Origin of the sequence: Aeromonas dhakensis (assembly GCF_000820305.1) — a bacterium.
Lineage (GTDB): Bacteria > Pseudomonadota > Gammaproteobacteria > Enterobacterales > Aeromonadaceae > Aeromonas > Aeromonas dhakensis.
The window spans coordinates 77761-92472 of record NZ_CDBH01000062.1; the positions used below are offsets into that span (position 1 = coordinate 77761).

11 protein-coding genes are annotated in these 14712 nt (G+C 62.8%); 6 read left to right on the top strand and 5 right to left on the bottom strand.

Annotated elements, in window-relative coordinates; genetic code table 11:
- Positions 1 to 43: 43 nt before the first annotated feature.
- Complete coding sequence (gene mnmE / locus BN1143_RS18100; protein ID WP_042051612.1) at positions 44 to 1405, top strand: tRNA uridine-5-carboxymethylaminomethyl(34) synthesis GTPase MnmE; 1362 nt, start codon at positions 44 to 46, stop codon at positions 1403 to 1405.
- Positions 1406 to 1476: 71 nt separating this feature from the next.
- On the opposite strand, the gene fhuB is transcribed toward mnmE, so the two are convergent.
- From fhuB to BN1143_RS18125, 5 genes are all read right to left on the bottom strand, one after another.
- On the bottom strand, positions 1477 to 3459 hold the full coding sequence (fhuB, locus tag BN1143_RS18105) for a Fe(3+)-hydroxamate ABC transporter permease FhuB (protein WP_042051613.1): 1983 nt from the start codon (positions 3457 to 3459) through the stop codon (positions 1477 to 1479).
- On the bottom strand, positions 3459 to 4340 hold the full coding sequence (locus tag BN1143_RS18110; RefSeq protein WP_042051628.1) for an ABC transporter substrate-binding protein: 882 nt from the start codon (positions 4338 to 4340) through the stop codon (positions 3459 to 3461). Before BN1143_RS18110 ends, fhuB begins: the two co-directional genes overlap by 1 nt.
- A 34-nt stretch (positions 4341 to 4374) precedes the next feature.
- Positions 4375 to 5139, bottom strand: coding sequence for an ATP-binding cassette domain-containing protein (locus BN1143_RS18115; protein WP_010635600.1), 765 nt, complete (start codon positions 5137 to 5139; stop codon positions 4375 to 4377).
- A gap of 22 nt (positions 5140 to 5161) precedes the next feature.
- The gene (locus BN1143_RS18120) at positions 5162 to 6820 is read right to left on the bottom strand and encodes a multidrug ABC transporter permease/ATP-binding protein (protein ID WP_042051614.1); all 1659 of its coding nucleotides are present in this window, start codon (positions 6818 to 6820) and stop codon (positions 5162 to 5164) included.
- A gap of 79 nt (positions 6821 to 6899) precedes the next feature.
- Positions 6900 to 9032 carry a TonB-dependent siderophore receptor gene (locus tag BN1143_RS18125; protein WP_042051616.1) on the bottom strand — a complete coding sequence of 711 codons (2133 nt, stop codon included), beginning with the start codon at positions 9030 to 9032 and terminating at the stop codon, positions 6900 to 6902.
- A 383-nt stretch (positions 9033 to 9415) separates the two neighbouring features.
- On the opposite strand from BN1143_RS18125, the gene mioC reads away from it, so the two are divergent.
- The 5 genes from mioC (at position 9416) to BN1143_RS18150 (ending at position 14652) form a co-directional block, all read left to right on the top strand.
- A complete protein-coding gene (mioC, locus tag BN1143_RS18130) occupies positions 9416 to 9865 on the top strand; it encodes an FMN-binding protein MioC (protein ID WP_042051617.1) in 450 nt (149 codons plus the stop codon).
- A gap of 509 nt (positions 9866 to 10374) precedes the next feature.
- Positions 10375 to 12264: a tRNA uridine-5-carboxymethylaminomethyl(34) synthesis enzyme MnmG gene (mnmG, locus tag BN1143_RS18135; RefSeq protein WP_005307187.1), complete on the top strand. Its 1890-nt coding sequence runs from the start codon at positions 10375 to 10377 to the stop codon at positions 12262 to 12264.
- Positions 12265 to 12284: 20 nt separating this feature from the next.
- Positions 12285 to 12911: a 16S rRNA (guanine(527)-N(7))-methyltransferase RsmG gene (gene rsmG, locus BN1143_RS18140; RefSeq protein ID WP_024942392.1), complete on the top strand. Its 627-nt coding sequence runs from the start codon at positions 12285 to 12287 to the stop codon at positions 12909 to 12911.
- A 26-nt stretch (positions 12912 to 12937) separates the two neighbouring features.
- Positions 12938 to 13741 (top strand): ParA family protein, encoded by an 804-nt coding sequence (locus BN1143_RS18145; protein WP_005307193.1) that lies wholly within the window; start codon positions 12938 to 12940, stop codon positions 13739 to 13741.
- Positions 13738 to 14652 (top strand): ParB/RepB/Spo0J family partition protein, encoded by a 915-nt coding sequence (locus BN1143_RS18150; protein WP_017766621.1) that lies wholly within the window; start codon positions 13738 to 13740, stop codon positions 14650 to 14652. Before BN1143_RS18145 ends, BN1143_RS18150 begins: the two co-directional genes overlap by 4 nt.
- Positions 14653 to 14712: the final 60 nt, after the last annotated feature.

Here is a 14712-nt window from a genome sequence, read left to right on the forward strand (position 1 = left end):
CCCCACTGCTGTGAACCATCAGCGAACAAATGAGCCAAGCAAGATGACTACAGATACCATCGTGGCCCAGGCCACCGCCCCCGGCCGTGGCGGCGTCGGCATAGTCCGCGTCTCCGGCCCCGCCGCCGAACAGGTCGCCGAGATAGTGCTCGGCAAGCTCCCCCGGGTGCGTTACGCCGAATATCTGCCGTTCAGGGATGAGCAAGGCCAGCCGCTGGATCAAGGCATAGCCCTGCTGTTCAAGGCCCCCAACAGCTTCACCGGTGAAGATGTGCTGGAGCTGCAGGGCCACGGCGGCCCGGTGATCATGGACATGCTGGTGCGCCGCATCCTGCAGATAAAGGGGCTACGCCCAGCCCGCCCCGGCGAGTTCAGCGAACGCGCCTTCATGAACGACAAGCTGGATCTGGCCCAGGCCGAGGCCATCGCCGACCTCATCGAGGCTTCCAGCGAGCAGGCCGCCCGCAGCGCCATGCACTCCCTGCAGGGGCAGTTCTCCGGCAAGATCCAGCAGCTGGTGGAGAGTCTCACCCGGTTGCGTATCTATGTGGAAGCCGCCATCGACTTCCCGGACGAGGAGATCGATTTTCTCTCCGACGGCAAGGTGGCGGGGGATCTCTACGCCATCATGGCGGAGCTCGACGACGTGCGCGGCGAGGCCAAGCAGGGCGCCCTGCTGCGGGAAGGGATGAAGGTGGTGATCGCCGGTCGCCCCAACGCCGGCAAATCGAGCCTGCTCAACGCCCTGGCCGGCCGCGAGTCCGCCATCGTCACCGAGATCGCCGGCACCACCCGCGACGTGCTGCGCGAGCACATCCATCTGGATGGCATGCCGCTGCACATCATCGACACCGCCGGCCTGCGCGACACCCAGGACAAGGTGGAGCAGATCGGCATCGAGCGTGCCTGGGCCGAGATTGAACAGGCCGATCGGGTGCTGTTCATGGTGGATGGCACCACCACGGCTGCGGTCGACCCGCGGGAGATCTGGCCGGAATTTGTTGATCGGTTGCCAAAAAAGATCGGCCTCACCGTCATTCGCAACAAGGCCGACCTGACCGGTGAAGATCTGGCACCGAGTCAGGAGCTGGGCCACGCGGTCTACCGCATCTCCGCCAAGACCGAGCTGGGACTGCCCGCCCTGCGCGAGCATCTGAAAGCCTGCATGGGCTTCCAGGGCAACACCGAGGGGGGCTTCATGGCCCGCCGCCGCCACCTGGACGCTCTGGAGCGTGCCGCCGAGCGGCTGCTGGTAGCCAAGGAGCAGCTGGAGGTGTTCGTGGCCGGCGAGCTGGTGGCCGAAGAGCTGCGCCTCGCGCAGGAGTCACTCAGTGAGATCACTGGCGAGTTCAGCTCCGACGATCTGCTGGGCCGCATCTTCTCCAGCTTCTGTATCGGCAAATAACGCCGCACGGCAGGCAATGAAAAGCCCGGGTTCATCCCGGGCTTTTCATTGCGCGTTTTTCATCCACCAACCTAGAGGCGGCGCAGGCACCACATGAAGTAAGCGCCCCCTAACAAGGTGGAGACCAGCCCCACCGGCAGCTCCTGCGGGAACAGGATCTGCTGGCCGATCCAGTCCGCCGACACCATCAGCAGGGCGCCGGAGACGGCGGCACCGAGCAGATGCCAGCGTGCCCGCACCAGCCCCATCAGCTTGGCCATGTGCGGTGCCAGCAGGCCGACGAAGGAGAGCGGCCCCACCACCAGGGTCGCACTGGCGGTCAGCACGGCCACCAGCAGCAGGATGGCGAGCTGGGCCCGGTTGAGCCGAATGCCGAGCGCGGCGGCCACCGCCGGCCCCATCGGCAGCAGATCGAGCCAGCGGCTGAGCAGCAGGCAGGCCGCCAGCAGCGTCAGCGCCAGCACGACCAGCCCGCCGGCAATCGGCAGGGTGACGTAATAGGTGGAGCCGGACATCCAGGAGAGCAGTTGCTGCACCCGCAGGTCACCGTTGGCCAGCGCGATGGCCTGCAACGGCTCGAACAGCGCCGTGATGGCGATGCCGGAGAGCAGCAGCCGCTCCGGCTGGAAGCCGTGGCTGCGATTGACCAGCAGCAACAGCAGCAGACAACCGAAGGCACCTAACAGGCCGCCGGCCAGCATCATGGGCAGAGGCAGGGCGGGTAGCAGCAGCGCCGTGGCAATCACCCCCATGAAGGTGCCACCACTCACCCCCAGCAGCTCGGGACTCGCCATGGGGTTGCTGCTGACCCGTTGCAGCAGGGTGCCCGCCAGCGCCAGCAGCATGCCCGCCGCACCGGCCGCCAGGGTGCGCGGCAGCCGCCACTCCAGCTGGGCCTGCCAGCGCAGCCAGCTCGGCCAGTGCCAGCCGTCCATCCCTTGTCCAAACAGCAGAGAAGCGATCACCGCCACTACCAGCCCCATCAACATCAGGCCGACAAGGCGGGCCGGCGCCGGGTGGCGGGCCACCAGCAGGGCGGCATTCGCCTTCGGCGTGCCCGACTTGATGCCCAGGCGCGGGATCAGCCACAGCAGCAGTGGCGCTCCCAGCAGGGCCGTCATGGCACCGGTCGGGATGAGCACAGAGCCGCTGCGACTCAGGGATTGCAGCAGCAGATCGGTAGCCGCCAGCAGCAGAGCACCCAGTACTGGGGCCCACAGCAGCCGCAGGGCCAGTTTTCTTACCCCCAGCAAGCGCACCAGGGCGGGCGCGGCCAACCCGATGAAGCCGATCAGCCCCACCACGCTCACCACGCAGGCGGTGACAAACACCGCCAGCCCTAACCCGGCGAAACGCAGGTGTTGAAGGGAGACCCCCAGGCTGCGGGCGCTGGCATCATCCAGCTCCAGCACCGCCAGCGGGCGCACCAGAACCGCGGCCAGCACACCAGCCAGCAGCAGACGGGGCAGCAGGTAGCTCACCCCGCTCCAGCTGTTCTGCACCAGCGAGCCACTGCCCCACACCAGCAAGCCTTTCAGCTCCTCCTGAAAGAACAGCAAGAGCCCCATGCTGATGGCTGCCAGATAGAGGTTGATCACCAGGCCCGCGAAGACGATGACCACCGGATTGAGCTGGCGACACCAGGCCAGGGAAAACACCAGCCCCATGGCGAAGCTGCCGCCGGCCATGGCGATCCACTCCCGCCCCAGCAGCAACCAGGAGGGGGCAAACAGGGTCACCATCATCAGCGCCAGCTGGGCGCCGGAGGCCACCCCCAGGGTGGTGGGCGAGGCCAGCGGATTGCGCAGCACCTGCTGCATCAGGGTGCCGGCCAGCCCGAGGGCGGCGCCGGCCAGCAGGCAGACGGCAAGACGCGGCAGCCAGCTGAAGTGGACCACCGCCTGGCTGGCATCGGTCAGATCCGGCGACAACAGGGTCGCGAGCCAACGCGCCACCGGCAACTGATCGGCCAGCTCCCAACCCGCTAGCGCCAACGTCAGTCCCAGCAGCAGGCTGACAGGCAGTCGCAGCGGCGACGGAAAAATCTGGTTCATTACAGCCCCTCCCCGCTTTGCCCATCCTGCTGCAGCGCAGTACTGAGCTGCACGGCGAAGCGGCGCGCCGCCAGCACGCCGCCAAAACTCCACACCGCAGGCAGATGCAGCACGGCCGCCGCCCTCACCTGTGGCAGCTGTTGCCACAGACCGGGCTCCTGCAGCCGCTCGCTCACCCCGACCGGGATCGGATCGACCACCACCAGCCGCGCTTGTGGCAGCGCCATCAACTGTTCCAGGCTGGCCACGGCAAAGCCCCAGGCATTGGTTTCCCCCTGCCAGCCATTGCGCAGGCCGAGCCGCTGCATCACCGCCGCGAACAGGCTGTGGCGGCCAAATACCCGCACATGGCGCTCATCGATGAACTGCACCACCAGCAGGGGCGGCAGATCCGCAGGCAACGCCGCCCGCATCTGCGCCAGATCCTGGTCCAGCCTGGCCAGCAGTTGCTCGGCCTCGGTGGTTTTGTTCACCAGTGCGGCGATGGTCAGGGTCGCCTCGTGCAGCCGCTGCCACAGATCGGCATCCGGCTCGTAGAGTGCGATGGATTGTACCGGCGCGATGCGGGAGAGGGTCGGCGCCAGCGGGGCCGCCAGCGGCGAGATGAGGATGCGATCGGGTTTCAGCTCGGCCAGCAGTTCGCGGTTGGGCTGGGCGCGCTGGCCGATATCCACCACGGCGGCTGGCAGCAGCGGTTCGCCGACCCAGGCGCGGTAGGAGCCGACATCCCCCACTGCCAGCGGCGTCACCCCGAGTGCCAGCAGGGTTTCGGCTATGGTCCAGTCGACGGTGGCGATGCGGGGTACCGGCGCGGAGGCGGTCGGGGATGTGTCAGCCTGCACTGCAAGCGGCAGCAGCAGGCCGACAAGGCAGGACGCCATCTTCTTCAATAAACGGTTCAAGAAAGGCCCCCGGTCAGACGATAGCGATGGCGTGATCATGGGCCGGGTGGCGAATGACCTCCATCGGGATGCCATAGATGGCGTGCAGGGTCTCGCCGGTCATGATCTGTTCGGGTTCGCCGTGGGTCAGCAGGCGGCCGGTGTGCAGCGCCACCAGCCGATCGCAGAAGCGGGAGGCCATGTTGATGTCGTGAATGACGATGATGACCCCAAGCTTGAGCTGACGGCTCAACTGCTTGACGAGCGTGAGCACCTCCACCTGATGAGCCACGTCCAGCGCGGCCAGCGGCTCGTCCAGCAGGATGAAACGGCTCTCCTGGGCCAGCAGCATGGCCAGCCACACCCGCCCCCGCTCGCCGCCGGAGAGGGTATCCACCAGCCGGTCGGCAAAGCGTTCGGTATGGGTCAGCGCGATGGCCCGTTCGACCTGGCGGTGATCCTCCGCCCCCATCCGGCCCAGCAGGCCGCGCCAGGGGTAGCGGCCCATCTCCACCAGCTCCCGCCCGAGCAGGTTTTCGGCGCTCGGCAGATGCTGGGGCAGATAGGCCACCTGACGGGCGAAGTCGCGCGCCCCCCACGCCGGCAGCGGCTTGTCATCGAACCGGATCTCGCCGTCACTGAGCGGCTGCTGGCGTGCCAGCAGCTTGAGCAGGGTGGATTTGCCCGAACCGTTGTGGCCGATGAGGCCATAGACATTGCCCTGCTCGAAACAGAGATCGGTGGGGTGCAGCAGCGTGCGGTCATTGACCGCGAAGCTGGCTGATTTCATCTCAAACATAAGCGGTTCCTGTTGGGCGGGTTCAAACCGGCACCTCTGCATTCAAGTCACAATCCAGATGGGCGACCGCATCGCGGCTCACCTTCTCGCGCCGCTCACCGGTCAGCTCGCTGAGCCGGCCCTGGCGCATCTCCAGCAGCCGGTCGGCCTGGGAGAAGTAGAGATCGTCGTGGCTGATGGCGATCACCGTCTTGCCCATCTCCTTCAAGCGCGGCAGCAACAGCTGATAGAAGATGCGACGGAACTGGGGATCCTGATCCGCGGCCCACTCGTCGAACAGCATCACCTCGCGCTGCTCGGCCAGCGCCAGCAGCAGGGCGACCCGCTTGCGCTGCCCCTGGGAGAGGTCGATATCGGCGATGAAGCCCTCTTCGATGGCGAGCTTGCTGCCCATCTGCAGCCGCTCCAGCCACTCGGCCACCAGCTCATCCTTGGGCTCCGGCCCCAGCAGGTGCTGGAACAGGTGATAGTCGGTGAAGATGGCGGAGAACAGCGCCAGATAGGCGTTGCGATCGGTGACCGGCTCCCCATCCAGCAGGATCCGGCCCGATACCGGCTGATAGAGGCCGGTCAGCAGCATGGCCAGGGTCGACTTGCCGGAGCCGTTGCCACCGATGATGAAGATCTGCTCCCCCTTTTCGATGACCAGATCGATAGGGCCGACGGCAAAGCCGCCCTCCCCCTGATAGTGAAAGCTCACCTGCTCCAGCTCGATGCGCTGCCAGGCGCGGGGCGCGGACGTCAACGGGAAGTCGGGATCCGGCTCGACCAGCGCCAGCGCGGCTATCTTGTCGAACGCCACCTGGGCGGAGAGCAGGGTCGGCAATGCGCCAATGCCCTGTAGCAAGGGGGTACGCAAGAACAGCAGGGTCAGCGCGAAGGTGGCGGCCACCTGGGTATCGGCCCAGCCCAGCCCGTTGGCCAGGAAGAAGACCAGACCGATGGCCCCCAGCATCATGATATTCGACCAGTTCACCGCGCTCAGGTGATAGGTGTCGGCGCGGATGATCTGCTGGCGGTACTCCTGTGCATTCTGCTGATAAAGCTGGTGGTAGACGAAGTGGGCCCGCTCGCGGTTGAGCGCCAGCTCCTTGCTGCCGGCGATGATGGCCTGATAGTTCTGATAGAGCCGATCCTCGGCCTGACGCATGTGGGAGAGATGGCGATAGACCCGGTTCACCAGCAGCCAGCCCACCACCATGGTGAAAGTGACCCAAAGCGTGGTGACGCCGAGCAGGGCCGGCGACAGCCAGCCGAGGTAGAGGGCCGACCCCAGGGTGAGCACCAGCCCCTGCACCAGCTCCGGCAGGCGCACGAAGGCGATGGTGATCTGGCCGATGTCGCTGGAAAGGGAGGCCAGCAGCGGCCCCTGGCCAATCTGGCGCAGGCGGGCGACATCGGTATCCAGCAACTGCTTGAGCAGGCGGCCGCGCAGCCGGTAGACGAAATGATGGCCGAGGGTGGTCAGCGCCAGCTGAGAGCCGAGCGTGATCACCAGCAGCAATAAGATGAGGCCGATCAGCTGGCCGAGCACCGGCAGCGGATCGCCGACTGATTCGACAAGAGACTGATTGATAAAGGCAATGACACCAATCCCGCTGACGGCACTGAGCAGGCTGAGCAGGGTAATGGCGATGAAGGGCCAACGATATTGGCGATAAACCAGAGACAAGAGTTCCATAACGGACCGGTATTCCAGAGAGATCAGAGCAACTGCAGGTGAAAAGAAGGGCGGGAACCCGGTTCCCGCCCCACTTCGATTACCAGCGGTAGTTGATGCTGCCCACTACGCTGCGCGGCTCGCCGTAGTAGCAGTAGTAGTCGCAGCTGGCCACGTAGGTATCACCCAGCAGGTTGTTGACGTTGAGCTGAGCCCGCCAGTTTTTGGCAAAGTCATACCCGATCATCGCATCCCACACGGTATGGGCCGGCACCTCGGCCGAACCATAGATGGGGGTGTAATCCGCATTCACGGCACCGATGCCGACGCTGGAGCCGACGTAGCGCACGCCGCTCCCCAGCTCCAGACCGGAGACCGGCCCCTGCTGCACCTTGTAGTTGCCCCAGAAAGAGGCCTGGTGGCGCGGGATCAGGCTGGCACGGCGATCGCCATTGCCGGTGTCGTTGGTCTTGGCATCGGTATAGGTGTAAGCGGCGGTCAGGCGCAGCGCCTCGGTGGCCTGCACGCTCCCTTCCAGCTCGATACCCCGGGAGGTCACTTCGCCGGCCTGGGTCTGCTGGCCGGAACCGGTGGAGACCAGCGAGTTGGTCTGCTCCAGATCGAACAGGGCCATGTTGATGTAGCCATCGAGGAAACTCGGCGCGTACTTGACGCCGGTCTCGTACAGGGTGCCCTTGAGCGGCTTGTAGGATTCACTGGTGTTGGGGTCGATACCCGGCAGCACCTCGAACGACTCGGCATAGGCAACATAAGGAGAGAGACCGTTGTCGGCCAGGTACATCAGGCTGCCGGAGAGGGAGAGCTCGTGATCATACTGCTTCTCGTTCTTGCCCTTGGCTTCGCTGATGTTGTGGGTCTCCACGTAGTCGAAGCGACCGCCGCCGGTCAGCAACCAGCGATCGTCCCAGCGGATCTGGTGCTGGGCATAGAGGCCGCTCTGACCCTTGGTACTCTTCTGGTGGGTGGCGGTGGACTCATCAAAACCGGGGAAGCCGCTGTAATCCGGGTGCTGGGTATTTATGGTTCCCATCCACTGATCAGCTTCCATCCCCTCGTTGACATGGCGCTGCAGATCCACCCCCAGCAGCAGGGTCTGTTCTGTGCTGTCGGTGTTCCAGTAGCCCACCACTTGGTTGTCCATGGTGGCGCTCTTGGTGTTGCCATCCCGATAGATCATGCCACGGCCACGAACCGGCATATTTTCATCGGGTGTCGCAGGCCAAGCAGCCCAAGGATATATATAGGTCTGGCGCAGCAGCAGATCGTTGTAGTTGAAGCGGACATTCTGCTTGAACTCCCAGGTCTGGTTGAGCTGGTGGGTCAGCTCGTAACCGGTGGAGAGCTGGGTGTTGCGGTTGCGATCGTAATCCGGCTGGCTCAGGTTGGTACTGGGATCTATCTGGCCACCGCTGGTATTGAGGGTGCCGTAAACCGGGAAGAAGCCGTTGGTCGGCCCCCCTTCGTCGTGCAGGAAGCTGGCCAGCAGGGTCAGGCTGGTGCGATCCGAGAGATCGAAGGTCACGCTCGGCGCCAGATAGACGCGATCGTTGTAAGTGCCGTCCAGCACGCCGTCACGCTCCTTATAAAGAGCAACCATGCGGTAGCGGCTGTTGTCGGAGAGCGCATCGGAGACATCCACCCCGATCTGGCGGTGATCCCGGCTGCCCAGCTGCAGATCCAGCAACCCCTGCGGGGTGGCGGTCGGCCGCTTGCTGATGGCATTGATCACGCCGCCGGGAGGCGCCTCGCCATACAGAATGGAGGCCGGGCCTTTCAGCACTTCCACGCTCTCCAGGCCGAACGGCTCCGGCGTCCAGACGTAATAACCATTCATCCTGAGCAAACGGCTGCCATCCAGATAGGAGGCGACATCGAAGCCACGCACCTTGAACCAGTCGGTATTGTTGTCGGAGCCATAGAGACCGGTGAGCACGCCGGAGCGGTAGCGCAGGGACTCGTCAAGCTGCTGCACGGCACGCTGATCCAGCTCCTCGCGGTTGACCACGGAGACGGCGCGAGGCGTCTCGGCCATGGGCACTTCCACCTTCATGGCGGTGCCGGTGACCACCATGGTCTCGCTGGCTTTGGGCAGTTCTTTCGGTTGTTCGGCCGCCAGCACGGGCAGGCTGGCCAACAGGCAGGAGAGCGGCAGCAGTTGCTGTGCCCCTCTCTTTCGCATCGCTGCGATGGGAGTGTTTTTTTGCGCAATCATAGTAAGTGTCTCAAATATCAATGAGTTGTTTCTGATTTCTTATTATTGGTAGCCGGTCATGCCGGTAGCCCGGTTCCTCAGGCGAATAAAGCAGCGACATGCTACTACAGGAGCCATGATCGAATCGATTCAATAATTGCTAATCATTTGCATCCGCATTGTTACTTGAAGTATCAGGAGCCGAGCGGAGAACACACAAGAGGAGGAAACGGCCCCTTTTCGACACGATCGCAAGACTGGGCTGGATCGGCGGGCGTGGATCCCTTTTTTCCGTACAAAAGCAGCGAGGATCCATTATCCCCAAGCTTTATCCATATTTATCCACACCCTTTGGCGGTAGAATCCGGCTTTCTCTTGCTTCGTCTGAAATCAGGATCCATTCCATGGCCAAACTCAATCTCGTCGTCGGCTCCATGCTGGGCGCCTCTGAATATGTCGCGGACCACGTCGCCGGCCTGCTGGAACAAGCGGGCCACCAAACCGAGATCCACAACCCCGCCAGCCTGGCCAGGGTGCTTGCCGAGCCGGAGTCCATAGTGCTGGTGGTCACCTCCACCCACGGTGCCGGCGATGTGCCCGACAATCTGCAGCCTTTCGCCAAGGATCTTGCCGAGCAGCGTCCGGATCTTGATGGCTGGAAATACGGGGTGATCGCGCTGGGAGACAGCAGTTATGACACCTTCTGCCAGGGTGGCAAGACGCTGGATCGACTGCTGGCCGAGTGCGGCGCCAGCCGGATTGGGGATCGTCTCGACATCGACGTGACCCGGCACGAGATCCCGGAAGATGCGGCCGAAATCTGGATCCGGGACTGGTTGGCCCTGATCGCCTGAACCGGGAGCGGGAGATCCGGCATGAACGGCTCGATCTCCCCGCTTATCCCCAGATCGCTATCCACCAGGTTATTAACAGGTGGATCCGGAGAAGTTGTTCCAAAGGTTCCCCTAGAATGCTCCGAGAAATTGTGAATAACTCCTGTGTGAAACTCTGTAAAACCTATAGTTATCCATGTATTAGATCTAAACCAAAGGGTGTCTGTGCATAAAAACCCTTGTTATCCCCCAGTTCACGGGGCCAGGATCCAAGCTTTTCCACAACCAGAGATCGCTCTTAAGACGATGATCTTTATGATCAAAAAGTGCTTATCAACAGAAGCGGCGGATCCTAATAAAAGATCCAATAAAAGATCGATCTAAAGATCCTTAAGATCTATTTAGTGGATCCTCCCTCCATACTGAACGTTAAGTAGACGTTCCCCTCAGGACGCTAAACAGATAGAATGTTCCGCCCTCGAGCACAGGCAAACAAAGATCTTCAGGCGTGCAGATCAAGGTGATCCCCAATGCAATACCATGAACAATTTGATGTGATCGTCGTCGGTGGCGGTCATGCAGGAACCGAAGCGGCAACAGCGGCAGCCCGGATGGGCCTCAATACCCTGTTGCTGACCCACAATATCGATACGCTGGGACACATGTCCTGCAACCCGGCGATCGGCGGGATCGGCAAGGGACACCTGGTCAAGGAAGTTGACGCTCTCGGCGGGATCATGGCGCGTGCCATCGATCTTGGCGGGATCCAGTTCCGTACCCTCAACTCCTCCAAGGGCCCGGCGGTTCGCGCCACTCGCGCCCAGGCGGATCGTCTGCTTTACAAGGCAGTCGTGCGCCAGATGCTGGAGAACTACCCCAACCTGAAGATCTTCCAGCAGGCCTGTGACGATCTCATCATGGACGGGGATCGGGTTGCCGGCGTGGTCACCCAGAGCGGGATCCGCATCAGCGGCAAGACGGTCGTGCTGACCGTGGGTACCTTCCTGAACGGCCTGATCCACATCGGCATGGAAAACTACAAGGGGGGCCGCGCCGGGGATCCTCCCTCGATCGCCCTCGCCCAGCGCCTGCGGGAACTGCCGCTGCGCATTGATCGCCTCAAGACAGGTACGCCGCCCCGCATCGATGCCCGCAGCGTCGATTTCTCGGTGATGCAGGCCCAGCACGGCGACGATCCGCGTCCGGTCTTCTCCTTCATCGGTAATGCCAGCCAGCATCCGCGTCAGGTGCCCTGCTACGTTACCCATACCAACGAGCGCACCCACGAGGTGATCCGCAACAACCTGGATCGCAGCCCCATGTACGCCGGGGTGATCGAGGGGATTGGCCCGCGCTACTGCCCGTCGATCGAGGACAAGATCACCCGTTTTGCCGACAAGACGGCGCACCAGATTTTCGTCGAGCCGGAAGGCCTGACCACCCACGAACTCTACCCGAACGGGATCTCCACCAGCCTGCCGTTCGACGTGCAGGTGCAGATCGTCCGCTCCGTGCGTGGCTTCGAGAATGCGCACATCACCCGCCCGGGTTATGCCATCGAGTACGATTTCTTCGATCCGCGGGATCTCAAGGCCAACATGGAGAGCAAGTGCATCGGCAACCTGTTCTTCGCCGGCCAGATCAACGGCACCACCGGCTATGAAGAGGCGGCAGCCCAAGGACTGCTGGCCGGTTTGAACGCCGCCCTGCGTGCGCAGGGCAAGGATCCCTGGCATCCGCGCCGGGATCAGGCCTACATCGGCGTGATGATGGACGATCTCTCCACCCTGGGAACCCGCGAACCCTACCGCATGTTCACCAGCCGTGCCGAATATCGCCTGCTGCTGCGGGAAGACAACGCCGATCTGCGCCTGACCGCCATCGGCCGCGAGCTGGGCCTGGTGGATGACGAGCGCTGGAGCAAGTTCAACGCCAAGATGGAACAGGTGGAGCAGGAGCGTCAGCGCATGCGCTCGACCTGGATCCACCCGCAGCATCCGTCGCTGGAGGCGGTCAACGCCCTGGTCAACACCCCGCTGACCCGCGAGCAGAGCCTGGAAGAGCTGCTGCGTCGCCCCGAGGTAACCTACGATGCGCTGATGGCCATCGAGGGGGTCGGGCCTGCGCTGAGCGATTCGGCCGCCGCCGATCAGGTGGAGATCCAGATCAAGTACGCCGGCTACATCGAACGCCAGCACGACGAAGTGGAGAAGCAGCTGCGCAACGAGAACACCCTGCTGCCGCTGGACATGAACTACCGCGACGTCAACGGCCTCTCCAACGAGGTGATCGCCAAGCTCAACGATGCCAAGCCGCAGACCATAGGTCAGGCGTCCCGCATCTCCGGCATCACCCCGGCGGCCATCTCCATCCTGCTGGTTCATCTGAAAAAACACGGCCTGCTGCGTAAAACCGCCTGAGGATCCTACCGTTGCAAAACATGCTGGAAAGATTGAACGGCCTGCTCATGCAGGCCGGAATTGTTATCACCGAGACCCAAAAGACCCAGTTGGTTCGGCTTGTCGAGTTGCTGCACAAGTGGAACAAGGCTTACAATCTCACCTCGGTACGAGATCCGGACGCCATGCTGGTCAAGCACATCCTCGACAGCCTGGTGGTGAGCCGGCACCTGCACGGTGAGCGCTTCATCGATGTGGGCACAGGCCCGGGTCTGCCCGGACTGCCGCTGGCGATCATCAATCCGGACAAGCAGTTCGTGCTGCTGGACAGTCTGGGCAAGCGGATCAACTTCATCCGCCAGGTGATCCTGGAGTTGGGCTTGACCAACGTGACTCCCGTCAAATCCCGGGTCGAGGAGTATCAGCCCGAGGTGGGATTTGACGGCGTGCTGAGCCGGGCCTTCGCCTCGCTGGAGGACATGCTGGGCTGGTGTCACCATCTGCCGTCGGCCCAGGGCAGCTTCCTCGCGCTCAAGGGACAGTATCCCGAGCAGGAGCTGGCCCAGTTGCCCGCCAACATCCGTCTGGTCGCCTCCCATCAACTGGTGGTGCCGGAGCTGGAAGGCGAACGTCATCTGCTGGAATTCAAACATATCCAGCCCGAATAGGGTCGCAGTTTCATTTAGGGGACAGTGTGGGAAAAGTCATCGCCATAGCCAACCAGAAGGGTGGAGTGGGTAAAACCACCACCTGTGTGAATCTGGCCGCCTCCATGGCCGCTACCCGCCGCAAGGTGCTGGTGATCGATCTGGATCCGCAGGGCAATGCCACCATGGGCAGCGGTGTCGACAAGTACGAAGTCGAGCGCACCGCCTATGAGCTGCTGATCGAGGACGCCCCCATCGGCGAGGTGATCATCCCCGAAACCTCCGGGGGCTATCACCTGATCGCCGCCAACGCCGACGTGACCGCGGCCGAAATTCGTCTGATGGAGTTCTTCGCCCGCGAGATCCGCCTGCGCAACGCGCTGGCCGCGGTGCGGGACAAATACGACTACGTCTTCATCGACTGCCCGCCTTCTCTCAACATGCTGACCGTCAACGCCATGGCCGCCGCCGACTCCGTGCTGGTGCCCATGCAGTGCGAATACTATGCGCTGGAAGGGCTCACCGCCCTGGTCGACACCATCAGCAAGCTGGCAGCCGTGGTCAATCCGGATCTGAAGATCGAAGGGGTGCTGCGCACCATGTTCGATCACCGCAACCGGCTGGCCAATGATGTGTCCGATCAGCTTAAACAGCACTTCGGGGACAAGGTCTATCGCACCATCATTCCCCGCAACGTAAGACTGGCGGAGGCACCGAGTTTCGGCGCCCCGGCCATGCACTATGACAAATCATCGGTGGGCGCCAAGGCCTATCTGGCTCTGGCTGGCGAGATCCTGCGTCGCCAGGAGCAGGAGCGTCAGGTGACCATCGCAGACCGAGAGAGCATATGACGCCGAAAAAACGTGGGCTGGGCAAGGGGCTGGACGCTCTGCTCAGCACCAGCACGGCCGCGCGCCAGAAGCAGGTGATGAGCGATCAGCGCACCGAGCAGGCCATGGCCCCGACCCTGACCAATCAGGGCGAACTGCGCAAGCTGCCGGTGGAGTGGTTGCAGTCCGGCAAGTACCAGCCGCGCAAGGACATGTCGCAGGATGCGCTGGAAGAGCTGGCCAATTCCATCCGTGCCCAGGGGGTGATCCAGCCTATCGTGGTGCGTCCCCTCGGCGAGCAATCCTTCGAAATCATCGCCGGTGAGCGGCGCTGGCGCGCCTCCCAGCTGGCCCGCCTCGAGGTGGTGCCCTGCCTGGTCAAGGATGTGCCTGACGAGGCGGCCGTCGCCATCGCGCTCATCGAGAACATCCAGCGTGAAGACCTCAATGCCATCGAAGAGGCGGTCGCCCTGCAGCGGCTACTGACCGAATTCGAACTGACCCACCAGCAGGTGGCCGATGCGGTGGGCAAGTCCCGCACCACGGTGACCAACCTGCTGCGCCTCAACCAGCTCAACGACGACGTGAAGCGCTTCGTTGAACACGGTGACCTCGACATGGGCCATGCCCGTGCCCTGCTGGCCCTGAGCGGCCAGGCCCAGTCCGAACTGGCCAAACTGGTAGCCCAGAAGGGGCTGACAGTGCGAGATACCGAGAAGTTGGTGCAAAAGGCGCTGGAACCGGCAAAAGCCAGGGTCGAGCCCGTCCGCGATCCCCAGTTTGGTTATCTCGAGCGCCAGATCTCAGAAAAAATTGGCAATCAGGTACAACTTCAGCCGGGAAAACAGGATAGCGGCAAGTTAGTAATTAGTTACGAGAACTTGGCGGATTTGGACCGGGTATTGAGCTATTTTGGCCTGTCAGAATCGTGATTTTTACGCTTTTTGTAGTAATAAAACATCCATTCCTTTTGATATGAACATAACCTTAAT

Bases quoted from the DNA above. Each gene is read 5' to 3' on its own strand.
- mnmE (WP_042051612.1), top strand. From the start codon at position 44: ATGACTACAGATACCATCGTGGCCCAGGCCACCGCCCCCGGCCGTGGC.
- fhuB (WP_042051613.1), bottom strand. From the start codon at position 3,459: ATGAACCAGATTTTTCCGTCGCCGCTGCGACTGCCTGTCAGCCTGCTG.
- BN1143_RS18110 (WP_042051628.1), bottom strand. From the start codon at position 4,340: ATGGCGTCCTGCCTTGTCGGCCTGCTGCTGCCGCTTGCAGTGCAGGCT.
- BN1143_RS18115 (WP_010635600.1), bottom strand. From the start codon at position 5,139: ATGTTTGAGATGAAATCAGCCAGCTTCGCGGTCAATGACCGCACGCTG.
- BN1143_RS18120 (WP_042051614.1), bottom strand. From the start codon at position 6,820: ATGGAACTCTTGTCTCTGGTTTATCGCCAATATCGTTGGCCCTTCATC.
- BN1143_RS18125 (WP_042051616.1), bottom strand. From the start codon at position 9,032: ATGATTGCGCAAAAAAACACTCCCATCGCAGCGATGCGAAAGAGAGGG.
- mioC (WP_042051617.1), top strand. From the start codon at position 9,416: ATGGCCAAACTCAATCTCGTCGTCGGCTCCATGCTGGGCGCCTCTGAA.
- mnmG (WP_005307187.1), top strand. From the start codon at position 10,375: ATGCAATACCATGAACAATTTGATGTGATCGTCGTCGGTGGCGGTCAT.
- rsmG (WP_024942392.1), top strand. From the start codon at position 12,285: ATGCTGGAAAGATTGAACGGCCTGCTCATGCAGGCCGGAATTGTTATC.
- BN1143_RS18150 (WP_017766621.1), top strand. From the start codon at position 13,738: ATGACGCCGAAAAAACGTGGGCTGGGCAAGGGGCTGGACGCTCTGCTC.